Below are 25,398 nucleotides of genomic sequence, written 5' to 3' on the forward strand. Positions count from 1 at the left end.
TACGGCAGGCCCCGGCGCCGCCCGTCGCGGGGTGGCCAGGACCGCTCGACGTCGTTGTCGGCGCGCATCGCCGGCAGCGCACCGTTTCCCGTACCACGGAGACTCGTCCCACGGCGCCCGTCGGGCGGGCCCGACGGGCGCCCGCAGCTTCGCCGAGGCCATTGGCGGCACGCCCGACGCCGAGTACGTACCCGGTGGCGGCCTGGCCTCGATGCCCGCCGCAGGGGACTGCACCGCAGCGCGGCGTCCGGAAGCAGCCGGGCCCGTCGGCGGCGGCCGTAGCCGAACAGCTCAGGCTTCGGACGGCACGTCGAGTTCCCTGCGGACATGCCCGGTGTCCAGCCGCAGGCGCCAGGCGTTACGGCGACGCATGCCTGTCAGTTCGCACTCCAGTGGGGACGGTGGTACCGCGAGGACGGGGCAGGTGGCCTGGGCGAGGCAGTAGCGGCTGACCGACGGCCTCAGCGCGCGGTGCAGACGGCCACGTCGTCCGGCGCCGATCACGAGGAGGTCGTCCTCCCGGCCGGCGATCCGCAGCAGCGCCCGTCCCGGAGTGCCCCGGGCGATGAGCGCCTGCCCGGGCAGAGCGAGGTCGGCGCCGCCGAACACGTCACGCAGGGCCTGGAGCAGTCTCTCCCGGGCCAGCCGCTCCCAGTCGTCCATCGTGATCACCGGGGCCGGGGACCGGCGCGCGGCGAGCTCCCCTCCGGGCGGCTCCCATGCCAGCACCGGCCAGAGCTCGGCTCCGCGACACCGGGCCTCCTCGGCGGCCCGGCGCAAGGCGACGAGACTGCCCGGAGAGCCGCTCACCCCCACCACGACACGAGCGGCCGAGGGCGCGTCGGACTGGGACATCTCTTCACCGTTCTCCCCACGCCAGTGGTTCCGTTCCCGCCGGCGATCTCGTCGAAGCGGCTTCCATCTCACTCGCGGACACGGCGTCGGAGAAGGCCGCGAGCCAGTTCTTGGCGCTCTTCTGACGGGCCTTGCCGGGGCCGCCGACCAGGCATGTCAGCAAGCCGTCAATGTCGTCCCGGGCGCCGTCAGCATTCCGTCAGGAGGGGCCGGGACCGGACGCGGACGGGCATAGCGTCGATGGCGAGCCCCGGTCCGCCTCCCCGCGTCCGGGGCACTTCAGCTCTCCTTTTCCGGAGGTATTCCATGGAAGAACTCCTGTACGGCGAAGACCCCGAGCCCTCCGATCGGTTCCCGGCCGGACCCCTGTACGTCCCGGTCCGGCCGGGCCCCTACGGGTGTGCGGCCCGCCTCTTCCGCACACCGCTCGGCGACCGCACAGCCGTCGGCTTCACCTCCGAGCGCAGGCTCGTCGTGACGCTCGGCGCCGGTCAGGCGTGGATCCGCCTCGCCGAGCCCGCACTGCGCGCACTGACCGCACCGCTGGGCGTCACCAGCGTCACGATCGACCCGCTGCTGACGGCCCCGGCCCCGGCCCCGGTCGGGCCGGCCGTCCTGGAGGCGGCACTGGCCGCCCCGGCCCAGCGGATCGGCTGAGAGGAGAGCAGGCGATGACCACCGTTCATGAACCCGCCGTCCCCGCGGCCCTCGCCGGACTGCCGGTGTGGCCCGCTTCGGCCACCGAGTCCGGCCCCGGCCACCTGGAGGTGGGCGGAGTACCGCTCGCGGAGATCGCCGACCGCTTCGGCACCCCCGTCTACGTCCTCGACGAGGCCGAAGTGCGCCACCGCTGCCGCACCTACCGGGACGTCTTTCCGGACGCCGAAGTCCTCTACGCGGCCAAAGCGTTTCTGTGCCGGGCCATGGTCCGCTGGATGGACGAGGAGGGCCTCGGACTGGACGTGTGCTCGGCCGGCGAGCTGGAGCTCGCGGTCACCGCCGGCTTCTCACCGCAGCGGATGGTGCTGCACGGCAACGCCAAGTCTCCGCAGGACCTGAAGGCGGCTCTCCGCCTGGGCGTGGGCCGTATCGTCATCGACAGCCCCTCGGAGATCGCCCGGCTGGCCGCCGCCGTGGGCCCCAGCGGCAGGCAGAAGGTCATGGTGCGCGTGGTGCCCGGCATCAGCGCGGGCGGCCACGAGAAGATCCGGACCGGCACGGACGGCCAGAAGTTCGGCCTTTCCATCGCAGACGGCTACGCCCAGCACGCCATCGCCCGCATCCTCGACCAGCCGCAACTCGAACTCACCGGCCTGCACTGCCATCTGGGCTCGCAGATCACCAGCGTCAAGCCGTACCTCGCGGCCGTGCGCCGCATGGTCGGCCTGATGGCCCGCCTGCACGAACAGCACGGCCTGGTCCTGCCCGAACTCGACCTCGGCGGCGGGCACGGCATCGCCTACCGGCCCGGCGAGGACGCCCTCGACCTGACGTCACTGGCCCGCAAGGTCCGCGCCGAGCTCGCCGACGCCTGCGCCTCGGCCGGACTCCCCGTGCCCCGGCTGGTCATCGAGCCGGGGCGCGCGATCGTGGGCCCCGCCGGGATCGCTCTGTACCGTGTCCTGTCCGTGAAGCACTCGGGCGAGACCGTGTTCGTGGCCGTGGACGGCGGCATGAGCGACAACCCCCGGCCGGCCCTGTACGGCGTCCGCTACGCACCCCGCTTGATCGGCCGGCACAGCAGCGCGGCCTCCGCCCGGGTCACCGTGGTGGGGCGGCACTGCGAGGCAGGCGATGTCCTGGCCGCCGACGCCGAACTCCCCGCCGACGTACGCCCAGGCGATCTGCTCGCCGTACCCGTGGCCGGCGCTTACCACCTCTCCATGGCCTCCGGCTACAACCTGGTCGGCCGCCCGCCCGTGGTCGCCGTACGCGCCGGCCTGGCCCGCCTCCTGGTCCGCCGCGAATCGATGGAGGACATCCGCAGCCGAGACGTTGGCCTGTAGGCGCGCGCCCGTACGGGAGTCGGGAGTGTCCGACCCGAGGCGCGGCACTGGCCGCTGACAGGGGTGGCAGAACAGGGAACGCCTGGTCGGTGCACATGCGTGCCACCAAGCCCTCTGCAACACCCCGCAGCTCGAAGTCTGAGCCCAGCAAAAGTCCCAGAGGCACGTAAGAGTCCCCTCCTGTCCTGCGTCTGCGCAGGCCAGGAGGGGCTTCTCGCTGCTTCTTCCCAGATCTCTCAGATGTCCCGGAAGATCTCGATCTGGGCCCCGATCGAGTTCAGGCGCTCGGCCAGGTCCTCGTAGCCGCGGTTGATGACGTACACGTTGCGCAGCACCGACGTGCCCTCGGCCGCCATCATCGCCAGCAGTACGACCACCGCGGGACGCAGGGCCGGCGGGCACATCATCTCGGCGGCGCGCCAGCGGGTCGGGCCCTCGACCAGCACCCGGTGCGGGTCCAGCAGCTGGAGCCGGCCGCCGAGGCGGTTGAGGTCGGTCAGGTAGATGGCCCGGTTGTCGTACACCCAGTCGTGGATGAGGGTCTGGCCCTGCGCCGACGCGGCGATGGCCGCGAAGAACGGGACGTTGTCGATGTTCAGGCCGGGGAACGGCATCGGGTGGATCTTGTCGATCGGCGCCTCCAGCTTGGAGGGGCGGACCGTGAGGTCGACCAGCCGGGTGCGGCCGTTGTCCGCGCAGTACTCCGGCGACCGGTCGTGGTCCAGGCCCATCTCCTCCAGGACCGCCAGCTCGATCTCCAGGAACTCGATGGGCACCCGGCGCACCGTCAGCTCCGACTCGGTGACCACGGCGGCGGCCAGCAGGCTCATCGCCTCGACCGGGTCCTCGGAGGGGGAGTAGTCGACGTCCACGTCGATGTCCGGCACACCGTGCACGGTGAGCGTGGTGGTGCCGATGCCCTCCACCCTGACGCCCAGGGCCTCCAGGAAGAAACACAGGTCCTGGACCATGTAGTTGGAGGAGGCGTTGCGGATGACCGTGACGCCGTCGTGCCGGGCGGCGGCCAGCAGCGCGTTCTCGGTCACCGTGTCGCCGCGCTCGGTCAGCACGATCGGCCGGCCGGGACGCACGGAGCGGTCCACCCGGGCGTGGTAGTGGCCCTCGGTGGCCGCGACGTCCAGACCGAACCGGCGCAGCGCGATCATGTGCGGCTCGATGGTCCGCGTACCCAGGTCGCAGCCACCGGCGTACGGCAGCTTGAAGCCGTCCATGCGGTGCAGCAGCGGGCCGAGGAACATGATGATGGAGCGGGTGCGGACGGCGGCCTCCGCGTCGATCGCGTCCATCTCCAGCTCGGCGGGCGGGACGAGTTCGAGGTCGACCCCGTCGTTGATCCAGCGGGTGCGCACGCCGATGGAGTTGAGCACCTCCAGCAGGCGGTACACCTCCTCGATCCGCGCCACGCGGCGCAGCACCGTGCGCCCCTTGTTCAGCAGCGAGGCGCACAGCAGCGCCACGCACGCGTTCTTGCTGGTCTTGACGTCGATGGCGCCGGACAGACGGCGGCCGCCGACCACGCGCAGATGCATCGGACCCGCGTAGCCCAGCGACACGATCTCGCTGTCCAGGGCTTCACCGATGCGGGCGATCATCTCAAGGCTGATGTTCTGATTGCCGCGCTCGATGCGATTGACGGCGCTCTGGCTGGTGCCGAGCGCCTCCGCGAGCTGCGCCTGTGTCCACCCCCGGTGTTGCCGGGCGTCACGGATGAGCTTGCCGATGCGTACGAGGTAGTCGTCTGACATGAGGTCGAGGTTATCTCAGATATGAGATGGCGCCCGTCAGGGGGTCCATTCGAGTGATGTCGGTGACGGGCTGTCAGGGACGGTCGCTCCAGGGCACGCTGGGTGACCGGAAAGGGGCAGATAAATCCACCGATGTCGTCTGATTCGGGGCTCGGTGCGGGAGGCGGTCGCCTGCTGCGCGCCCCGGCCGCCGAGGGCCCCGCGGGCCGGGCGGGTCCGCCGTCGTGGTGCGGCGTGTGGTGTACGGGCACACCGGGACCGGGTCGGGCATGACCGGACCGCGCCCATGTACTAGAGTTATCTCGACATCGAGATATCTGCCGAGGCGCACCGTAGCCGCCACTCCAGTAAGGCATGCCTAACTTAGCCTGACCTTACTGGTTCGGCCAAGCCGGCGAGGCGGCACGATTGACGGTGGTACGCGCACATCAATGAAGGAGACTGTCGTGTCGGCGAACAGCTTCGACGCCCGCAGCACGCTGCAGGTGGGCGACGAGTCGTACGAGATCTTCCGGCTGGACAAGGTGGAGGGCTCGGCCCGCCTGCCGTACAGCCTCAAGGTCCTGCTGGAGAACCTGCTCCGCACGGAGGACGGCGCGAACATCACCGCCGACCACATCCGCGCCCTCGGCACCTGGGACTCCCAGGCCCAGCCCTCCCAGGAGATCCAGTTCACGCCGGCCCGCGTGATCATGCAGGACTTCACCGGCGTGCCCTGTGTCGTGGACCTCGCCACGATGCGTGAGGCCGTCAAGGAGCTGGGCGGCGACCCGGCCAAGATCAACCCGCTGGCGCCGGCCGAGCTGGTCATCGACCACTCCGTCATCGCCGACAAGTTCGGCACGAACGACGCCTTCAAGCAGAACGTCGAGCTGGAGTACGGCCGCAACAAGGAGCGCTACCAGTTCCTGCGCTGGGGCCAGACCGCCTTCGACGAGTTCAAGGTCGTCCCGCCGGGCACCGGCATCGTCCACCAGGTGAACATCGAGCACCTGGCCCGTGTCGTGATGGTCCGCGACGGCAAGGCCTACCCGGACACCCTGGTCGGCACCGACTCGCACACCACCATGGTCAACGGCCTCGGCGTCCTCGGCTGGGGCGTCGGCGGCATCGAGGCCGAGGCCGCCATGCTCGGCCAGCCGGTGTCCATGCTGATCCCGCGCGTCGTCGGCTTCAAGCTCACCGGTGAGCTCCAGCCCGGCACCACCGCCACCGACCTCGTGCTCACCATCACCGAGATGCTGCGCAAGCACGGCGTCGTCGGCAAGTTCGTCGAGTTCTACGGCGAGGGCGTGGCCGCCACCTCGCTCGCCAACCGCGCCACCATCGGCAACATGTCGCCGGAGTTCGGCTCCACCGCCGCGATCTTCCCGATCGACGACGAGACCCTGAACTACCTGCGCCTGACCGGCCGCTCCGCGCAGCAGGTCGCCCTGGTGGAGGCCTACGCCAAGGAGCAGGGCCTCTGGCTGGACCCGGCCGCCGAGCCCGACTTCTCCGAGAAGCTGGAGCTGGACCTCTCCACCGTCGTGCCGTCCATCGCCGGCCCGAAGCGCCCGCAGGACCGCATCGTCCTCGCGAACGCCGCCGAGCAGTTCAAGCTGGACGTCCGCAACTACGTCGACGACATCGACGAGGCGGGCAAGGAGTCCTTCCCGGCCTCCGACGCCCCGGCCGTCGCCCCGAACGGCTTCCCGAGCAACCCGGTCCCGGTGACCGCCCCCGACGGCACCACCTACGAGCTGGACCACGGTGCGGTGACGGTCGCGGCCATCACCTCCTGCACCAACACCTCCAACCCGTACGTCATGATCGGCGCCGCCCTGGTCGCCAAGAAGGCGGTCGAGAAGGGGCTCTCCCGCAAGCCGTGGGTCAAGTCCACCCTCGCCCCGGGTTCGAAGGTCGTCACCGACTACTTCGAGAAGGCCGGCCTCACCCCGTACCTGGACAAGCTGGGCTTCAACCTCGTCGGCTACGGCTGCACCACCTGCATCGGCAACTCCGGCCCGCTGCCGGAGGAGGTCTCCAAGGCCGTCAACGACCACGACCTCGCGGTCACCTCGGTCCTCTCCGGCAACCGGAACTTCGAGGGCCGCATCAACCCCGACGTCAAGATGAACTACCTGGCGTCCCCGCCGCTGGTCGTCGCCTACGCCATCGCGGGCTCCATGAAGGTGGACATCACCCGCGACGCCCTCGGCACCGACCAGGACGGCAACCCGGTCTACCTGAAGGACATCTGGCCCACCGAGGCCGAGGTCAACGACGTCGTCGCCAACGCCATCGGCGAGGACATGTTCGCCAAGTCCTACGAGGACGTCTTCGCCGGCGACGCCCAGTGGCAGTCGCTGCCGGTCCCGACGGGCAACACCTTCGAGTGGGACCCGGAGTCCACCTACGTCCGCAAGCCCCCGTACTTCGAGGGCATGGGCATGGAGCCGGTCCCGGTCGAGGACATCTCCGGCGCCCGCGTCCTGGCCAAGCTGGGCGACTCGGTCACCACCGACCACATCTCCCCGGCCGGCGCCATCAAGGCCGACACCCCGGCCGGCAAGTACCTCACGGAGCACGGCGTCGAGCGCCGCGACTTCAACAGCTACGGCTCCCGCCGCGGCAACCACGAGGTCATGATCCGCGGTACGTTCGCCAACATCCGCCTGCGCAACCAGATCGCGCCGGGCACCGAGGGCGGCTACACGCGTGACTTCACGCAGGACGGCGGCCCGGTCGCCTTCATCTACGACGCCTCGCAGAACTACCAGGCCGCCGGCGTCCCGCTGGTCGTCCTGGCCGGCAAGGAGTACGGCTCCGGCTCGTCCCGCGACTGGGCGGCCAAGGGCACCGCGCTGCTCGGCGTCAAGGCCGTCATCGCCGAGTCCTACGAGCGCATCCACCGCTCCAACCTCATCGGCATGGGCGTGCTCCCGCTGCAGTTCCCCGAGGGCGCCTCGGCCCAGTCCCTCGGCCTGACCGGTGAGGAGACCTTCTCCATCGCCGGCGTCACCGAGCTGAACGAGGGCCGTACGCCGCGCACGGTCAAGGTCACCACCGACACCGGTGTCGAGTTCGACGCGGTCGTCCGCATCGACACCCCCGGTGAGGCCGACTACTACCGCAACGGCGGCATCATGCAGTACGTGCTGCGCAGCCTGATCCGCAAGTAGGCGGCGGGGCACGGCACAGCCGTCAGGGCCGTATCCCCGGTGCCGGGGGTACGGCCCTTCGCCGTGCCCGTGGCCGGGGCCGCTGCGGCGAGAGCGTCCGTCACCGCTTCACGCGCGCGCGGGCTGAACTATCAGTCCCCGAGGTCTCCCAGGTCCCCGAGGTCTTCCAGGTGCGCGAAGTCCCCGAGCAGCCGGGTGGGGTCCGGCGCCGCCAGCTCCGCCCAGATCACCTTGCCCTGGGGTGTGTAGCGGGTGCCCCAGCGCTCGGCGAGCCGCGAGACCAGGAACAGGCCCCGGCCGCCCTCGTCGGTCGTCGCCGCGTACCGCAGGTGCGGTGAGGTGCTGCTGCCGTCGGCCACCTCGCAGATCAGCGTGCGGTCGTGGATGAGCCGCACATGGATCGGGTCGGAGCCGTACCGGATGGCGTTGGTGATCAGCTCGCTCAGCACCAGCTCCGTCCCGAACTCCAGCTCGGACAGTCCCCACTCGGCCAGCTTCACCGAGACCACCCCGCGCATCCCCGACACGGCGGCCGGGTCGCGCGGCACGTCCCAGTCGGCGACCCGGTCGGCCGGCAGGGCCCGGGTGCGCGCGACGAGCAGGGCGACGTCGTCACCGGGACGCTCGGGCAGCAGTTGCTCCAGCACCGCCCGGCAGCTCTCCTCCGGCGAGCGGCCGGGGTGACCCGCCAGGGCCCGGCGCAGCAGCTCCATGCCCTCGTCCAGGTCGCGTCTGCGGTCCTCGATCAGACCGTCGGTGTACAGGACCAGCTGGCTGCCCTCGGCCAGCTCCAGCTCGGCCGTCTGGAACGGCAGGCCGCCCAGGCCCAGCGGGGGACCGGCCGGCACATCGGGGTAGGTGACGCTGCCGTCGGGGTGGACCAGCGCGGGCGCGAGGTGCCCGGCGCGGGCCATCACACAGCGGCGCGTGACCGGGTCGTAGATCGCGTACAGGCAGGTGGCGCCGACGATCTCGCCGGACTTCTCCGGGCAGGGCTCGTCCTGGTCGAGGCGGCCGACCAGCTCGTCCACGTGCTGGAGCAGCTCGTCGGGCGGCAGGTCGAGCGTGGAGAAGTTGTGCACCGCGGTCCGCAGCCGGCCCATCGTCGCGGCCGCGTGCAGACCGTGTCCGACCACGTCGCCGACGGCCAGCGCCACCCGGCTGCCCGACAGCGGGATCACGTCGAACCAGTCCCCGCTCACCCCGGACTGCGCGGGCAGATAGCGGTAGCCGACCTCCAGGGCGCTCTGCTCGGGCAGGGCCCGGGGCAGTAGGCTGCGCTGCAGGGTGACCGCGAGGGCGTGCTCGCGCGTGTACCGGCGGGCGTTGTCGATGCTGACCGCCGCCCGGGTCACCAGTTCCTCCGCCAGGGCCAGCTCCTCCGTGTCGAAGGGCTCCCGCTTGGACCGCCAGAAGTTGGCCATGCCCAGCACGACACCGCGCGCCCGGATGGGAGCGGCGATGAGCGAGTGGATGCCGAACTCCAGGATCTGCCCGGTCCGCTCGGGGTCCTGCGCCCGCCAGCCCTCGGCCCGCGACAGGTCGGTCACCAGCTCCGCCCGTCCGGCGCCGTAGCCGCGCGCCTGCGGGGTGGAGGGCAGGAAGTCGATCAGCCGGCCCAGCTCGTAGAGGGGGTGGTCGTCCTGGATGCCGCTCACGACGACCCGGCGGATGTCGTGCGCCGTCGGCGCCGGTTCCTCGCCGTGCAGGACGGCGTCGGCCAGGTCGACGGTGACGAAGTCGGCGAACCGGGGCACGGCGACCCGCGCGAGTTCGTCGGCCGTGCGGACCACGTCCAGGGTGCTGCCGATGCACAGCCCCGCGTCGTACAGCAGCTCCAGCCGCTCGCGGGCGGCCTCGGCCCGGCCGGACACCGCCTGGAGCTCGGTGGAGTCGCGGAGCGTCACGACGGTGCCCCGGGGACCGCCCGCGTACTCCGTGGGCCGCTGGTTGACCGCCAGCAGGCGTCCCTTGGCGAAGTGCACCTCGTCGCTGGCCTCGCGCCCGGAGGCGAGCAGTTCCGCCGTCGCCGGGTCGAGTTCCCCGAGCTCCCGCACCGTGTGCCCCTCGGCGTCGGGGGGCAGCTCCAGCAGGCGCCGGGCCTCGTCGTTGACGAGCAGCAGCCGGCCGTCGGGGCCGACGATGAGGACGCCCTCCCGCACCGAGTGCAGGACCGCGTCGTGGTGCTCGTACATGCGGGTCATCTCGTCAGGGCCCAGGCCGTGGGTCTGCCGCCGCAGCCTGCGGCCGACCAGGGCCGTGCCGCCGGTCGACACCACGAGCGCGCCGGCCCCGGCGGCGAGGATGATCGGCAGCTGCCGGTCCAGCTCGCTGGTGACGTGCTTGACCTTCAGCCCGGCGGAGACGAGGGCGACGACCTTGCCGTGGGCGTCGTCCACGGGCACGGTGGCCTGGACCTCGTGGCCCAGCGGGCCCTGGACGCTCTCGGTGTAGACCTTCCCGGCCAGCGACGGCCCTATATTGCCCACGAACCGCTCGCCGATCCGGGCGGGTAGGGGGTGGGTGTAGCGGGTGCCGTGCGTGTCCATGACCACGATGAAGTCCACGCCCGCCGATCTGCGTCCCGCCTCGGTCAGCGGCTGGAGGACACGGGACGGGTCGGGGCTCCGCAGGGCGCGCAGCAGGCCGGGGGAGTGGGCGAAGGTCTGCGCGACGGCTATGGACCGCCGCCTGGCCTCCGTGCTGGTGTCCCGCCTCGACTGCAGTACGAGAGCGACGACGGCGCAGATCACGAGCAGCACCACCAGCGCCACCTGGAGCAGGAAGACCTGTCCGGCGACGCTGCGGGGGCTCTTGCCGATCACAGTGCGCCAGGAGAGGCGCCTGAATCGGGCAGATGCGTCCGACATGCGGCATTTGTAGCACCGCGTTCCGCCGGATGGCTACGGTCCGTCCATGAGATGGACAGGCCGGACCTCCGGCCTGCCGACCGCACGCGGGTCCGTGGGCGACCGGTACGGCACCTCACCTGCGCCGGCGACACCGTCCGGGCGGCGCGCGTCCGCGCCTGGCGGCGGTGGCTCTGCGGGCGGTTTCCGGTCCGGGTGCGTGGGGCGCGGGTCGGGCCGGACGCCGGGGTGGACGGTCGCGGCGGCTCGGTGCTCACCCGGAAAGCCTCCGCTCCTCAGAGCCCCCTCGCCCGCCCCCCGGGGTCACCGCCCCCGCCCCCGGGCTCACGGCGGTCCCGTCACCGTCACGCGGGCGGGGCGCAGGAGGCGGTCGCCGATGCGGTAGCCGGGGTGCAGGATCTCCGCGCAGACCAGCCGCCGCGCGCCCGGCGCCGCCTGGTGCGCGATCGCCTCGTGGCACGCCGGGTCGAACGGCTCGCCCTCCTCCCCGAACGTCTGCAGCCCCAGCGAGCCCAGCTGGGTCCGCAGGGTGTCGGCGATGTCCTTCAGGCCGGGGGTCAGCGGCTCGTGCGCGCACGTCCGGTCCACGGCGTCGACCACCGGCAGGAGGGCCGTCAGCACGTTGGCCACGGCGATCTCCCGCACGGCCATGCGGTCCCGCCGCACCCGCTTGCGGTAGTTGTCGTACTCCGCCTTCACCCGCTGGAGATCGGCGGTGCGCTCCCGCAGCAGGCGCTCCACCTCGTCCGAGCTCCGCGTCCGCGCCCCGTCCATCGTCAGCCCGCCTCCGGCTTGTCGTCGTCGACGATCTCGGCGTCCACCACCTCGTCGTCCCCGCCGGAACCCGTCGCACCACCGGCACCGGCACCGGCACCCGCACCGGCCTGGCCGCCCTGGCCCGCCTCCCCGCTCTGCGCGGCCTGCTCGCTGCGCGACCGCTCGTACAGCGCCGTACCGATCTTCTGCGCGGCCTGCGCGGCATGGTCCAGGGCCTGCCGGATGCCCGCCGTGTCCTGCGACTTCAGCTTCTCCTTCAGCTCGGCCAGCGCCGTCTCCGTCTCGGACTTCGCGTCCGCCGGGATCTTGTCGCCGTTCTCCCTGATCAGCTTCTCGGTGGAGTAGACGAGCTGCTCGGCCTGGTTGCGCGTCTCCGCCGCCTCCCGCCGCTCGCGGTCCTCCTCCGCGTGCTGCTCCGCCTCCCGGACCATCCGGTCGATGTCGTCGCGGGGCAGCGCCGAACCGCCGGTGACGGTCATCTTCTGCTCCTTGCCGGTGCCGAGGTCCTTCGCCGAGACGTGCATGATGCCGTTGGCGTCGATGTCGAAGGCCACCTCGACCTGCGGCACCCCGCGCGGGGCGGGCGCGATGCCGCTGAGCTCGAACATGCCGAGCTTCTTGTTGTACGCGGCGATCTCCCGTTCGCCCTGGTAGACCTGCACGGTCACCGAGGGCTGGTTGTCCTCGGCCGTCGTGAAGATCTCCGCACGCCGGGTCGGGATGGTCGTGTTCCGCTCGATCAGCTTGGTCATGATGCCGCCCTTGGTCTCGATGCCGAGGGACAGCGGGGTGACGTCGAGCAGCAGGACGTCCTTGACCTCGCCCTTGAGCACACCGGCCTGGAGGCTGGCGCCGACGGCCACCACCTCGTCCGGGTTCACGCCCTTGTGCGGCTCCTTGCCGGTCAGCTCCTTCACCAGCTCGGTCACGGCCGGCATCCGCGTCGAACCGCCCACCAGGACCACGTGGTCGATGTCGGACACCTTGATCCCGGCGTCCTTGATCGCGTTGTGGAACGGCGCCTTGCAGCGCTCCAGCAGATCCGCGGTCAGCTGCTGGAACTGGGCCCGGGTGAGCTTCTCGTCCAGGTGCAGCGGGCCCTCCGCGGACGCGGTGATGTACGGCAGGTTGATCGAGGTCTCACTGGACGACGACAGCTCGATCTTCGCCCGCTCCGCCGCCTCCCGCAGCCGCTGCACGGCCATCTTGTCCTTGGCCAGGTCCACGCCGTAGTTGTTCCTGAACTGCGTGACCAGGTGGTCCACGACCCGCTGGTCCCAGTCGTCGCCGCCGAGACGCGTGTCGCCGTTGGTGGCCTTCACCTCGATCACGCCCTCGCCCATCTCCAGCAGCGACACGTCGAAGGTGCCGCCGCCCAGGTCGAAGACGAGGACCGTCTGGTCGTTCTCCTTGTCCAGCCCGTACGCCAGCGCCGCCGCCGTCGGCTCGTTGATGATCCGCAGGACGTTCAGGCCCGCGATCTCACCGGCCTCCTTGGTCGCCTGGCGCTGGGCGTCGTCGAAGTACGCGGGCACGGTGATCACCGCGTCGGTGACGTCCTCGCCGAGGTACGCCTCCGCGTCCCGCTTCAGCTTCTGCAGCACGCGCGCGGAGATCTCCTGCGCGGTGTACCGCTTGCCGTCGACGTCCCCCTGGTCGGGGAACCGCCACGCATGATCCCCCATGTGCCGCTTGACCGAGCGCGCGGTGCGCTCCACGTTCGTCACGGCCTGCCGTTTGGCGACCTCGCCGACCAGCACCTCGCCGTTCTTGGCGAACGCGACGACCGACGGCGTGGTTCGTGCGCCCTCCGTGTTGGTGATCACGGTGGGCTCGCCGCCCTCCAGGACGGAGACCACCGAGTTCGTCGTACCGAGATCGATTCCGACCGGACGCGCCATCTGCGTGCTCCCTCTTGTTCGTCGGCTCCTGTGCCCTACGGCCGTTCGCCGGGTTCCCAGTGCACCGGTCCCGCGCGCAGCGGCGGCTCGGCAGCCGTGCCGCCCGGTACCAGGAGGTACCGGAGGCGGGCCGGCGGGCTCGCCGCGGCGGCGCCGGACGGGGCGCGGTGCCGCCGCCGGGACGACCGCTCGTACGCCCGGTCGTAGGCCGCGCGCCGCACCGGGTCCCGGAGCGTCTCGTACGCCGTGCGCACCTCGGCGAACCGGGCCGCGGTGACCGCGTCCACCCGGGTGTCCGGCCGCAGTTCCCACGCTCTGCGGCGGAAGGCGGAGGTGATCGCCTCGGCCGGGGCGGAGGGCGCCACACCGAGCACCGCGTACAGGTCCAGCTCCACCGTGCGGGTCACCTCCTCACCCACCGCGAGCTGCGCGTTTCAAACCGAATTGCCTATCAATCGGGATAAAACTTGAGTTGACTCATGTCAAGGGTGGCCTGTCACCGAAGCCGGACCGGCCGCTCCGGTACCCTCCGTCGCCGCAGGCCGCCGAGCGGCTCGCCGGCCTGCTTGGGCGGCGGTCGCCGTCGAACGGCCGGGTACCCACTCCGCAGCACCACGAAGTCCCGTCCGCGCGGATGCCGCCACTCGCCCGCTGGGCGCGGCCGTCGCGGGCGGCACTCCGGCACCCGGCGGCGGGCGCCACCGGTCGGGGTGGTTTCGCGCGTCCTTGATCGCCACGTCCGGTCACGAGGGGACCGGCAGGTCCATGAGCGCGAGTCCGGCCGGATCGAGGGCGGCGTCGCCTCGGGTGTGCCACGGAGCCGGGCGGCGAAGGGCGGGCCCAGGGCCGGCTACCGGTGCTGCGCCGGCCACGGGAACACGGCGGCGCGCTCTGGGCGGACCCGGTGGCATACGCACCGGGTCCGCGAGCCGGGCAGGCGAGGGGGTGGGCTGCCTGTCCGGAGGGGAATGACCTGAAACCGCGTGGCTTGTGCGGCGAGATGGCGTGCGACATCGTTGTCAGTCGTCGTGCTCATGACTCTACCGCCTCAACCGACAACGATGTCAACCCACTTGGCTGGGCCGGCCGGGTGATGAGGGCGTACGCCTCCCGGCGCGCACGCGGTCTTCCGTGGTACGGGTGGCGCACGTTACTGTCCCTGCGGCTTGTGCGACCTGTGGTGCGCGACCCGTCCGTTAGGAGGAAGGGCCGCGTCATGCGTTTCAGACCCGCTTCCCTGCTGCTGTCCGCGCTCCTCGCGACCGCCGGCACCGCGACTCCCGCCCTGGCGGCGACCACCGCGCCCCCCGGCCTCGTCAAGGACCCGACCCCGTACGTCGATCCGCTGATCGGCACCAGGAACGGCGGCGACGTCTTCCCGGGCGCCGTCGTGCCGTTCGGCATGCTCTCCTGGAGCCCGGAGAACACGCGCGGCGACGCCACGAGAACCGCGGCGCCGGGCGGCTACCAGTACGACGCCACCCGCATCCGCGGCTTCAGCCTCACCCACATGTCCGGCACCGGCTGCGCCGGCGGCAGCGGGGACATCCCGTTCTTCCCGTACGCCGGCGAGGTCACCTCCTCCCCGGCGAGCGACACCAAGGACGCCGTCTACGCCTCCGACTTCCGGCACGCCGACGAGACCGCCGAACCCGGCCACTACGAGGTCGGCCTGGCCTCCGGCGTCACCGCCGACCTCACCGCCACCGCGCGCACCGGCTCGGCCCGCTTCACCTACCCGGCGGGCAAGCCCGCCTCCCTGCTCGTGCGCACCGCCAACTCCGAGGTCGGCTCGGAGGACTCGACGGTCACGATCGACCCGGACACCCGGACCATCTCCGGCTCGGTCACCTCCGGCAACTTCTGCGGCTACCTCGACCCCGAGGGCCAACGCTCCTACTACACCCTCTACTTCACGGCCCGCTTCGACCGCGCCTTCCAGGCCACCGGCACCTGGCACGACGACCGGCTCGACCCCGGCTCGCGCGAGGCGTCCGGCGGCACCGGCGGCTTCTCGCACGGCGGGCGGCCGGTCGCCGGCAAGGGCGCGGGCGGCTACGTCGAGTTCGCGCCCGGAGACGGCCCGGTCAACGTCAAGGTCGGCATCTCCTACGTCAGCCGGGAGGCCGCCGCCGCCAACCTGGCCGCCGAGAACCCGCCCGGCCGGTCCTTCGACGCGGTCCACCAGGCGGCCCGGCGGGCCTGGCGGGAGCGGCTCGGAGCCATCCGGGTCGGCGGCGGCACGGACGCCGACCGCACCACCTTCTACACCGCGCTCTACCACGCGCTGCTGCACCCCAACGTCATCAGCGACGCCGACGGCAGGTACCGGGGCGCCGACGGCCGTGTGCACAGGGTCGACCGTCGCCGGCACGCCCAGTACGGCACCTTCTCCGGCTGGGACGTCTACCGCGACCAGGTCCAGCTGCTGACACTGCTCGACCCGCGCACGGGCTCGGACATCGCGCAGTCCCTGTACGAGCTGGCCCGGCAGAACGGCGGTGTCTGGGACCGCTGGCTGCACGGCGCGAGCGGCACCCACGTCATGAACGGCGACCCCTCGCCGACCGCGCTCGCCGGCATCCACGCCTTCGGCGGCACCGACTTCGACCTCGAAGGAGCCCTGGGGTCCCTCGTGCGGGCGGCCACCGTCCCGACCCCGCAGGACCTGTCCCCGGCCGGCAAGCCCGTGCTGTCGGCGGGCCAGCGCCCCTCCCTCGACAAGTACCTCGAGTTGCACTATATGCCGAGCGTGTCCAACGCCTGGGGCGGGGCCGCCGAGACCCTGGAGATGTCCACCGCGGACTTCGCGATCTCTCAGCTGGCCCGAGCCGCCGGGGAGAAGGGCACGGCGGACACCTTCGCCCGGCGCGCCCAGTGGTGGCAGAACAACTTCAACGTCGCCGCCGCGCCGGACGGCGGCTACATCGCGGGCCGCAAGGCCGACGGCAGCTGGGTCACCGGCTTCACCCCGGACACCGGCAACGGCTTCGTCGAGGGCACGGCCGCCCAGTACACCTGGATGGTCCCGCACGACCCGGCGGGCCTCTTCGCGGCGCTGGGCGGCCGGGACAAGGCGCTCGCCCGGCTGGACGACTTCTTCCACGACGCCGACGGCGGCTGGGCCTTCACCGGCAACGGCGGCACCAAGTCCGAACTGGACAACGAACCCTCGATCAACGTCCCCTACCTGTACGACTACGCCGGCGCCCCCTACAAGGCGCAGCAGACCGTCCGCGCGGCGATGCGGCAGCTGTGGTCCACCGAGCCCGGCGGCATCCCGGGCAACGACGACCTCGGCGCGATGTCCGCCTGGTACGTCTTCTCGGCCCTCGGCATGTACCCGCAGGTGCCGTCGCGCGCCGAACTCGTCCTCGCCTCACCGCTGTTCGAGCGGATCGAGATCGACCGGCCGCACGGCAACGACATCTCCGTCCGCGCCACGGGGGCGGCGGCCGACGCGCCGTACGTCCGGTCCCTGAAGGTGAACGGCCGCAGCAGCGACCGGCCGTGGCTGCCCGCGTCCTTCGTCCGCGACGGCGGCCGGCTCGACTACACGCTGTCCGCTACCCCGGACCGGAACTGGGGCGTCGGCAGCCCGCCGCCGTCCTTCCGGCAGGGCGAGCAGCCGTACCAGATCGGCGTCGGGCCCACCACGGCCACCCTCGCCCCCGGTGACAGCACGAAGATCGGCATCCGTGCGCTGTCGCTGACCGGCGGCACCGGCCCCGAGGTCCGCTTCCGGGTGGAGACCCCGGCTGGGGTGACGGCCACGCCCGCCGAGGGCAAGGTCACCGACGGCGCCCAGGAGATCACGCTCACGGCGGCCCGGGACGCGGGGCAGGGCTTCGCCGACGTCCGGGTCACGGTGACCTCGGGCGACTCCTCCTACGAGCAGCCGGTGGCGCTCACCGTGGCGGCCCCGGGCACCCTGCTCGCCGCCTACAACAGCACCGGCGTCTCCGACGACGACGGCGACCACGACGAGGCCGACTACGACGGTGGCGGCTGGAGCTACTCCCGGCAGGCCCTCGCGGCGGCCGGCCTCGCCCCGGGCAAGCAGGCCACGGTCGGCGGTCTCGCCTTCACCTGGCCCGCCTCGCCCGCCGGCCGCCCGGACAACGCCTCGGCGTCCGGCCAGACCATCCTGCTGGACAGCCCGGCGGACGAGCTGTCCTTCATCGGCAGCGCCGTCAACGGCAACCAGCAGACCAAGGCGACCGTCGCCTACACCGACGGCACCACCGGCACCGTCGACCTGTCCTTCACCGACTGGACCGTGGGCGGCGGCGGGGGCTCCGTCCAGTACGGCAACGAGGTCGTCGCGAAGACCGCGTACCGCAACGTCGCCGGCGCGGACAAGGACCCGGTGGCCACGTACGTCTTCGCCACCAAGCCGTACCAGGCCCCGACGGGCAAGCAGATCAAGAGCGTCACGCTCCCGCGCGACACGGACCTGCACGTGTTCGCCCTCGCCACGCGCTGAGCGCACAGGCTGAGCGCACCGGCCGGGCGCGGACACGGCACGGGGGCGGGCCCATCCGGGCCCGCCCCCTCTTCCGGTGTCCCCGGTCAGCCCAGCAGTTCCACCTCCGCCAGGGTCGACTCGCCGTCCAGGACCAGGCGGTACTTCGTGTAGGCGCCCGGTGCGGCGATGGTGAAGGCGCGGGTCTGGCGGTCCCAGGTGAACGATTCCCCGGAGCGGTGGTCCAGGGTCCGCCAGGTCGTGCCGTCGGTGGAGCCCTCCAGGGTCCAGCCGGCCGGCGCCTTCGTGTGGTCGGCTCCCGAGGTCAGCGTGTACTGGACCGGCCGTGCACCGGCCTTGGCCGGGAGGTCGGCCGAGGTGAGCGTCGCGCTCGTCGCCGAGGTGTCGTCGAAGAGCGGGCCGTCACCCTTCAGCACGTCCGCGCGGGGCGTCGGCACCTTGTCGTCCTGGGTGACCGAGGCCGGCGCCGCGTCCTTCCCGGTGCCCCACGCCGACGGCTTGGAGCCCATGAAGAAGTCCAGCACCCCGCCCTTGGACAGCAGCGAGTGCGGCAGCGACGTCGACTTCCAGGGGCGGCCGTTGAACATGACGCCCTGGACGTAGACGTTCTTCGCGCTGTTCCCCGGCGCACGTACCACCAGGTCCCGGCCGTTCTCCAGGTGCACGGTGACCTTCTTGAACAGCGGGGAGCCGATGGCGTACTCGCCGCCGCCCATCACCAGCGGGTAGAAGCCGAGCGCGGAGAAGAGGTACCAGGCGGACTGCTCGCCGTTGTCCTCGTCGCCGTGGTAGCCCTGCCCGATCTCGCTGCCGGTGTACAGCCGGGACAGCGCCTCGCGGACGTTCGCCTGCGCCTTCCACGGCTGGCCGGCCGCGTCGTACATGTAGATGACGTGGTGCGCGACCTGGTTGGAGTGGCCGTACATGCCCATCCGGACGTCCCGCGCCTCGGTCATCTCGTGGATGACACCGCCGTAGGAGCCGACGAGGTCGGGGGAGGCCGTCTCCGGGGTGGCGAAGTACTCGTCCAGCTTGTCGGCCAGGCCCTGCCGGCCGCCGTAGAGGTTGGCCAGGCCGCGGCTGTCCTGCGGGGCGGTGAAGGCGTAGCCCCAGCCGTTGGTCTCCGTGTAGTCGTAGCCCCACACGCGCGGGTCGTACTTCGCGGAGTCCACGCGCCAGTCGCCCTTGGCGTCGCGGCCCTGGAAGAAGCCGGCCTTGGCGTCGAACAGGTTCACGTAGTCGCGGGCCCGGTTGAGGAAGTACTCCGACTCCTCCTGGTAGTGCTTCTCGCCGGTCTTCTTGTAGAGCGCCTCGCCCATCTTCGCGATGCCGTAGTCGTTGACGTAGCCCTCCATCGCCCACGACAGGCCCTCGTGGGTGTCGGTCGAGGTGTAGCCGAGGAAGGGCGAGGTGGACATGCCCTTGCGGCCCACGCCCGACATCGGCGGGACGACGGTCGCGTTCTTCACGGCCGCGTCGTACGCCGCCTTCGCGTCGAACTTCACGCCCTTGACGTAGGCGTCGGCGAAGGCCACGTCCGAGGAGGTGCCGGTCATCAGGTCGGCGTAACCGGGGGAGGACCAGCGGGAGGTCCAGCCGCCGTCCTTGTACTGCTGCACGAACCCGTCGACCATCTCGCCCGCCTGGGACGGCGTGAGGAACGAGTACGCCGGCCAGGTGGTCCGGTAGGTGTCCCAGAAGCCGTTGTTGACGTACACCTTGCCGTCGACGATCTTCGCGCCGGTGTGCGTCGGGGTGTCCGGGCCCGGCATCGCGGAGAACGGCGAGGCGTACCGGTCCTTGCCGTCGACCCGCTCGAAGCCCGAGTTGGGGTACAGGTACAGCCGGTACATGCTCGAGTACAGCGTGGTGAGCTGGTCCGGGGTCGCGCCCTCCACCTCGACCTTGCCGAGCAGCTTGTCCCAGACCCGCTGCGCGTGGTCCTTGACCGTGTCGAAGGAGGTGCCGTCCGGAATCTCCTGGCGCAGGTTGTCCTTCGCCTGGTCCACGCTGATGAGCGAGGTCGCCAGGCGCAGGGTGACGGTACGGTCGGCGCCCGCGTCGAAGCGCAGGAAGCCCTTCACCCCGCTGGAGCCGCCGTCGGTGACCGGCTTGTCGAACTCGCCGTACACGAACAGCCGGGTCGCGCCCGTCGACAGGCCCGACTTCACGTCGGAGTAGCCGGTGACGGTCCCGTGCTCCTTGTCCAGCGTGAGTCCGGCCTGCTCGGTGACGTTGTCGAACAGCACGCTCGCGTCGTCACCGGGATAGGTGAAGCGGAGGGCGGCCGCGTGGTCGGTCGGGGCCATCTCGGCCTTGAGGCCGTTCTCGAAGCGGACGCCGTAGTAGTACGGCCGAGCCGTCTCGTTCTCGTGCCGGAAGGGCAGTTCCCGCGCCTCGCGGCCGGTGTCCGGGGTGCCGGACGCGGCCGACGGCATCAGCTGGAAGGTCTGCCGGTCGCCCATCCAGGGGCTCGGCTCATGGCTCGCGCTGAACGCCTGGATCGTCGGCAGGTTGTCCGCGTTGTTCGCCCGCGCGTACTCGTACAGCCAGCTCAGCGAGGAGGCGTTGGTCACCGGGGTCCAGAAGTTGAAGCCGTGCGGCAGGGCCGTCGCCGGGAAGTTGTTGCCGCGCGAGAAGCTGCCGCTGGAGTTGGTGCCGCGGGTGGTCAGCGCGTAGTCCGACAGGTGCGCCTTCGGCTTCTCGGGCGCGACCGGCTTCAGGGCCACGTCGTCCAGCCAGCCGCGGAACTTCGCCGGGCCGGCGGGGGAGTCGTACGCCACCAGGATCCGGTCGACGGTCTTGCCGGCCGCGACCGAGCCGATCCGCGCGGACACGTTGTTCCACTGGTTGACGTACAGGGCCTTCGACGCGCCCTGCCCGCGCGGGGTGAGCGGGAAGCCGTGCTGGTCCAGCGCGCCCAGGCCGCTCAGATAGGTGCCGTCGGTGAAGGCCAGGTCGACGGAGACGTTGGTGGCGTCGTAGTCGCGGTCGCCGTCGGCCATCGACGGGAAGACGCGGTACGACAGCTGGGTGTCGCCGCCCACCTTCACGTTCACGTCGAAGACCTTGTTGTACGAGTAGGCCCGGCCGGCCGCCGTGTGCCGGCCGGCGTAGCGCAGGGCGCGCTTCCCGGTGAACCCGGCCCGCGCCTTGGCGGTCGGGGAGCCGCTCGGGCCCTTGTCGACCAGGGTCAGCATGTCCTGCGGCACCGGGCTGCCGCCGTCGTTGCCGGTGGAGAACTGCACGTCGGCGAGTTGGAGGATGCCCGAAGCGCCGGCGTTCTTCGTCACCTCCAGCCGGAAGTGCTGGTACTCGGCCGGCTCGGCGAGGTCGTAGGACTTCGTCTGGAAGCGCTCGGCGAAGTCCTCGCCCGAGCGGGTGTCGACCGTCTTCCAGTCCTTGCCGTCGGTGGAGCCCTTCAGGGTCCAGTCCGCGGGGTCGCGCTCGTCGAAGTCGTTGGCCGAGGTGAGCGCGTACGTCGTTATCTTCACGGGCTTGTCCAGGTCGAACTCCACCCAGCCGGTGGGTTCGAAGGTCAGCCACTTGGTGCCGGGCTCGCCGTCGACGAGGTTCTCCTTGACCTCGCCGGCGCCCGCGTTCTCGCCGCTGGCCCGGACCTCGGTGACATGGTCGGTGACATTGCCCGGGATGCCCGTGCTGTAGCCGCCGTCGACGCCCGAGGCGCGCTTGGTCCCGTCCCGTCCGGTGTCGACGGTGTTCAGCCAGTCCGGCGCCGGGTCGCCCGCCTCGAACGAGGATGCGAACTCCCGGTCGGGCGCCTGGGCCTTGGCGGGCAGGGCGACCGCCGCGCCCTGCGCGCCGACGGCCATGACAAAGGCGGCCGTGAGGACGGCCGCCGGGCCCCATCTGTGCCGCGTTCTCCGCTGCATCTACCGATTTCCCCTCCTGCGCCCCCTCCGGACAACGTTGTCAACTACGGGGCGCAGGAACCAGTAGGTGGTCAAGTGGCCCGCGATGTCAAGGGTGTTGGCTGTGGCATTCAGGGAGTTATGTCGCGACTTTTTCCGGCGGGCCGCTGCGCGGGCCTTCATATTTCCGCGAGGTCTCAACTCGGAAAAGACCCAACGCGAACCCTGCATTCGATCTTGCCCAGTTGACGGGAAGTGGACTATACCTGTCGGCGTTTCCAGCACGACCCAGCACTACCCGACAGCGGTGCCGGGGAGGATCCGGTTCACCGCCTGAGTCCTGGAGAAGGCGAGGACTTGAGCATGGGATCCACTGCGCCCCACGGCGTCGAAGGTGTAGGCCGTCGTGATCTGATCAAGCGATCCGCGGCACTCGGTCTGGTCGCGGCCCCGGGAATGGGCCTTTTGTCCGCCTGTGCCAGCGGGGGCGGTGACGGGCAGGACAAGGCGAAGGCGGGCAAGAAGACCGCGAAGAACCCCCTGGGCGTCAACGACACCGCGGGCATGGAGTTCGTCCTCTTCGACGGCGGCTTCGGCAAGGAATACGCCCAGGACGCCGTGAAGGTCTACGGGAAGGACTTCCCCAAGGCCAAGGTGAAGTTCGCCGCCACCCAGAAGATCCAGTCCACCCTGCAGCCCCGCTTCAACCAGGGCAACCCGCCGGACCTCATCGACAACTCCGGGGCCGAGCAGATGGACATGGGGGTGCTCGTCGGCAAGAACCAGCTGGCGGACCTCACCCCGCTGCTGGACGCGCCGTCGTACGACGACCCGGGCAAGAAGGTCCGCGACACGCTGCGTCCCGGCATCGTGGAGATGGGCCAGTTCGACGGCAAGCCGGTCTGGGTCCTGTACTACGCCTACACGGTCTACGGCGTCTGGTACTCGCAGAAGGCCCTCGACTCGCTGGACGCGGAGTACCCGCAGACCTGGGACGAGATGCTGGCGGTCTGCGCGAAGGCCAAGAAGAAGGGCATGGCGGGCTGGACGTACGCGGGCAAGTACCCGTACTACATCCCCTTCTCGCTCTACCCGATGATCGCCAAGGTGGGTGGCCGCGAGGTCCTCGACGCCATCGACAACCTGGAGCCGAACGCCTGGAAGCACCCCGCGGTCAAGGCCTGCTTCGAGGCTTACTACGAGCTGTACAAGAAGGGCTACGTCCTCAAAGGCACCCCGGGCCTGGACCACATCCAGTCCCAGACCGCCTGGGCCAAGGGCGAGGCACTGTTCATCCCGAACGGCTCCTGGGTGGAGAACGAGTCGGCCAACGTCATCCCGGCCGACTTCGACCTCGCCGTGTCCGCGCCCACCGGCATCGACTCCTCCGACAAGCTGCCGTTCGGCACCATCTGGGCCTCCGGCGGTGAGCCCTTCATCGTGCCGGCCAAGGCGAAGAACGCCGAGGGCGGCATGGAGCAGCTGCGCATCATGCTCTCCGAGGCGTCCTCGAAGAACTTCACCACCAAGGTGAAGTCGCTGACCGCGTACAACGGAGGCACCAGCGGCATCAGCCTCACGCCGGGTCTGAAGTCGGGCGTGGCGGCGCTGGACAAGGCAGGGTCCAACGTGGTGAACCCGCGTCTTCAGGACTGGTACGTGCAGTTGCAGAAGGAGAAGATCGGCGTGTCCGGTCTCGGCGAGATGATGGCCGGACGGCTCACCCCGGCCGAGGCCGTCAAGAAGATCCAGGGCTTCGCCGACGAGGCGGCGAAGGACACCTCGATCAAGCACTACAAGCACCAGTAATCCAGCACCCTGACAGCACCGGAGTGGCGATGCAGCACGGCAAGTACCGGTTCATCGTGGGGTTTCTGGCACTGCCCCTCGGACTGTACGCGCTCTTCGTGGTGTGGCCGTTCATCCAGTCCATCTACTACTCGTTCACGGACTGGACGGGCCTCAGCCCCGAATTCCGAATGGTCGGCTTCGACAACTACAAGAGGATGTTCGACGACGACATCTTCTGGAAGTCGCTGGAGCACAGTCTGCTGTTCGCTCTGGTGCTGCCGGTGGTGACGATCGGTCTCGCGCTGTTCTTCGCCTTCATGATCAATGTGGGCGGACGGCGCAGAAGGGGCGGCCCCGTGATCTCCGGGGTCCGGGGCTCTTCCTTCTACAAGATCGTCTATTTCTTCCCGCAGGTGCTGTCGATCGCGATCGTCGCGCTGCTGTTCGCCTTTGCTTACAACCCGGACAGCGGCGCGATCAACTCACTCCTGCGCGGCATCGGCCTCGACGGCGTGCAGCCGCTGTGGCTCGGCGACCCGAGCCTCGCCCTGTGGTGCGTGATGGCGGTGCTCGTGTGGTCCACGGTCGGCTTCTTCGTGGTGCTGTTCTCCGCCGGCATGGCCTCGATCCCGGCCGAGCTCTACGAGGCGGCGCTGCTGGACGGAGCCGGCCGCTCCACCACCTTCTTCCGCGTCACCCTGCCGCTGCTGTGGGACACCGTGCAGTCCGGCTGGGTGTACATGGGCATCCTCGCGCTCGGCGCCGAGTCGTTCGCAGTCGTACAGATCATGACGACCGGACCGGGCGGTCCCGACTACTCGACCACGGTGATGGTCCTGTACGTGTACCAGAAGGCGTTCCGGGACGGTCAGGCCGCCTACGCCACCACCATCGGCGTCGCCCTGCTCGTCGTCACGCTCGCGTTCGCCGCGATCGTGATGAGGCTGGGCCGTCGCGAGCGGCTGGAGTACTGAAGCGATGAAGACGACCGAGACCCCCGCGCCGCTGCCCGCCGAGTCCGGCGCCGGCGTCTCCAAGGTGGACGTGCCGCCGGCCGGGCGGCCGACCGTGCGGAAGAGGGAGGGCAACGCCCTCAACGTCTTCTCCCACGGCATCCTGGTCATCTGGGCGATCATGGTGGTCCTGCCGCTGGTGTGGGCGGTGATGACGTCCTTCAAGGACGACAGCTCCATCTTCGGTTCGCCCTGGTCCCTGCCCGACAGCCTGCACTTCGACAACTGGGCGCGGGCGTGGACCGACGCCAACATGAGCGACTACTTCCTGAACACCGTGCTGGTGGTCGGCGGCTCGCTGATCGGCACCCTGGTGCTCGGCTCCATGGCGGCGTACGTGCTGGCCCGCTTCGACTTCCCGGGCAACCGCTTCGTCTACTACCTGTTCGTCGGCGGCATGAGCTTCCCGATCATGCTCGCGCTGGTCCCGCTGTTCTACGTCGTCAACAACATGGGGCTGCTGAACACGATCCACGGCCTGATCCTGGTCTACATCGCCTACTCGCTGCCGTTCACGGTCTTCTTCCTCACGGCGTTCTTCCGCACCCTGCCCACCTCGGTGGCGGAAGCGGCCTTCGTCGACGGCGCCTCGCACGCGCGGACGTTCTTCCAGATCATGCTGCCCATGGCGAAGCCGGGTCTGATCAGCGTCGGCATCTTCAACTTCCTGGGCCAGTGGAACCAGTACATGCTGCCCACGGTGCTCAACACCGACCCCGACAAGAAGGTCCTCACCCAGGGACTGGTCCAGCTGGCGGCCAGCCAGGGCTACAAGGGTGACTGGTCGGGGCTCTTCGCGGGCCTGGTCATGGCGATGCTGCCGGTGCTCGCGGCGTACATCGTCTTCCAGCGCCAGGTGGTGCAGGGACTGACCGCAGGGGCGCTCAAATAGGGGCT

General features: G+C 70.7%; 14 protein-coding genes. 7 read left to right on the forward strand and 7 right to left on the reverse strand.

Going from position 1 to position 25,398, the window contains the following annotated elements; genetic code table 11:
- Positions 1-291: 291 nt before the first annotated feature.
- On the reverse strand, positions 292-855 hold the full coding sequence (locus ACZ5DC_RS01255) for a universal stress protein (protein WP_468648175.1): 564 nt from the start codon (positions 853-855) through the stop codon (positions 292-294).
- 306 nt (positions 856-1,161) lie between these two features.
- Between ACZ5DC_RS01255 and ACZ5DC_RS01260 the strand changes: the two genes are divergently transcribed.
- On the forward strand, positions 1,162-1,512 hold the full coding sequence (locus ACZ5DC_RS01260) for an SAV_915 family protein (RefSeq protein ID WP_468648177.1): 351 nt from the start codon (positions 1,162-1,164) through the stop codon (positions 1,510-1,512).
- A 14-nt stretch (positions 1,513-1,526) separates the two neighbouring features.
- Positions 1,527-2,861 (forward strand): diaminopimelate decarboxylase, encoded by a 1,335-nt coding sequence (lysA, locus tag ACZ5DC_RS01265; RefSeq protein WP_468648179.1) that lies wholly within the window; start codon positions 1,527-1,529, stop codon positions 2,859-2,861.
- Between the two features lie 236 nt (positions 2,862-3,097).
- Here lysA and ACZ5DC_RS01270 read toward each other — a convergent pair whose 3' ends face one another.
- Entirely contained in the window at positions 3,098-4,627 is a 1,530-nt protein-coding gene (locus tag ACZ5DC_RS01270; protein ID WP_468648181.1) for a helix-turn-helix domain-containing protein, read from the reverse strand.
- Between the two features lie 446 nt (positions 4,628-5,073).
- On the opposite strand from ACZ5DC_RS01270, the gene acnA reads away from it, so the two are divergent.
- Positions 5,074-7,791, forward strand: coding sequence for an aconitate hydratase AcnA (gene acnA, locus ACZ5DC_RS01275; RefSeq protein ID WP_468648183.1), 2,718 nt, complete (start codon positions 5,074-5,076; stop codon positions 7,789-7,791).
- A gap of 131 nt (positions 7,792-7,922) precedes the next feature.
- Here the strand turns inward: acnA and ACZ5DC_RS01280 are convergent, their stop codons facing one another.
- From ACZ5DC_RS01280 to ACZ5DC_RS01295, 4 genes are all read right to left on the reverse strand, one after another.
- Positions 7,923-10,661, reverse strand: a complete 2,739-nt coding sequence (locus ACZ5DC_RS01280; RefSeq protein ID WP_468648185.1) for a SpoIIE family protein phosphatase — start codon at positions 10,659-10,661, stop codon at positions 7,923-7,925.
- Between the two features lie 324 nt (positions 10,662-10,985).
- Positions 10,986-11,435 carry a nucleotide exchange factor GrpE gene (grpE, locus tag ACZ5DC_RS01285; protein ID WP_468648187.1) on the reverse strand — a complete coding sequence of 150 codons (450 nt, stop codon included), beginning with the start codon at positions 11,433-11,435 and terminating at the stop codon, positions 10,986-10,988.
- Positions 11,436-11,437: 2 nt separating this feature from the next.
- On the reverse strand, positions 11,438-13,339 hold the full coding sequence (gene dnaK, locus ACZ5DC_RS01290; protein ID WP_468648189.1) for a molecular chaperone DnaK: 1,902 nt from the start codon (positions 13,337-13,339) through the stop codon (positions 11,438-11,440).
- 35 nt (positions 13,340-13,374) lie between these two features.
- Positions 13,375-13,746 carry a J domain-containing protein gene (locus ACZ5DC_RS01295; protein WP_468648192.1) on the reverse strand — a complete coding sequence of 124 codons (372 nt, stop codon included), beginning with the start codon at positions 13,744-13,746 and terminating at the stop codon, positions 13,375-13,377.
- Between the two features lie 809 nt (positions 13,747-14,555).
- On the opposite strand from ACZ5DC_RS01295, the gene ACZ5DC_RS01300 reads away from it, so the two are divergent.
- A complete protein-coding gene (locus ACZ5DC_RS01300; RefSeq protein WP_468648194.1) occupies positions 14,556-17,825 on the forward strand; it encodes a GH92 family glycosyl hydrolase in 3,270 nt (1,089 codons plus the stop codon).
- An 86-nt stretch (positions 17,826-17,911) separates the two neighbouring features.
- Here ACZ5DC_RS01300 and ACZ5DC_RS01305 read toward each other — a convergent pair whose 3' ends face one another.
- On the reverse strand, positions 17,912-21,718 hold the full coding sequence (locus ACZ5DC_RS01305; protein ID WP_468648196.1) for a GH92 family glycosyl hydrolase: 3,807 nt from the start codon (positions 21,716-21,718) through the stop codon (positions 17,912-17,914).
- Positions 21,719-22,060: 342 nt separating this feature from the next.
- On the opposite strand from ACZ5DC_RS01305, the gene ngcE reads away from it, so the two are divergent.
- The 3 genes from ngcE to ACZ5DC_RS01320 are packed head-to-tail and all read left to right on the forward strand — an operon-like array spanning position 22,061 to position 25,393.
- Complete coding sequence (gene ngcE / locus ACZ5DC_RS01310) at positions 22,061-23,506, forward strand: N-acetylglucosamine/diacetylchitobiose ABC transporter substrate-binding protein (protein ID WP_468648198.1); 1,446 nt, start codon at positions 22,061-22,063, stop codon at positions 23,504-23,506.
- A 29-nt stretch (positions 23,507-23,535) separates the two neighbouring features.
- Entirely contained in the window at positions 23,536-24,462 is a 927-nt protein-coding gene (locus ACZ5DC_RS01315; RefSeq protein ID WP_468648200.1) for a carbohydrate ABC transporter permease, read from the forward strand.
- A 4-nt stretch (positions 24,463-24,466) separates the two neighbouring features.
- Positions 24,467-25,393 (forward strand): carbohydrate ABC transporter permease, encoded by a 927-nt coding sequence (locus ACZ5DC_RS01320; protein ID WP_468648202.1) that lies wholly within the window; start codon positions 24,467-24,469, stop codon positions 25,391-25,393.
- Positions 25,394-25,398: the final 5 nt, after the last annotated feature.

Source organism: Streptomyces sp. NPDC031445 (assembly GCF_055581365.1).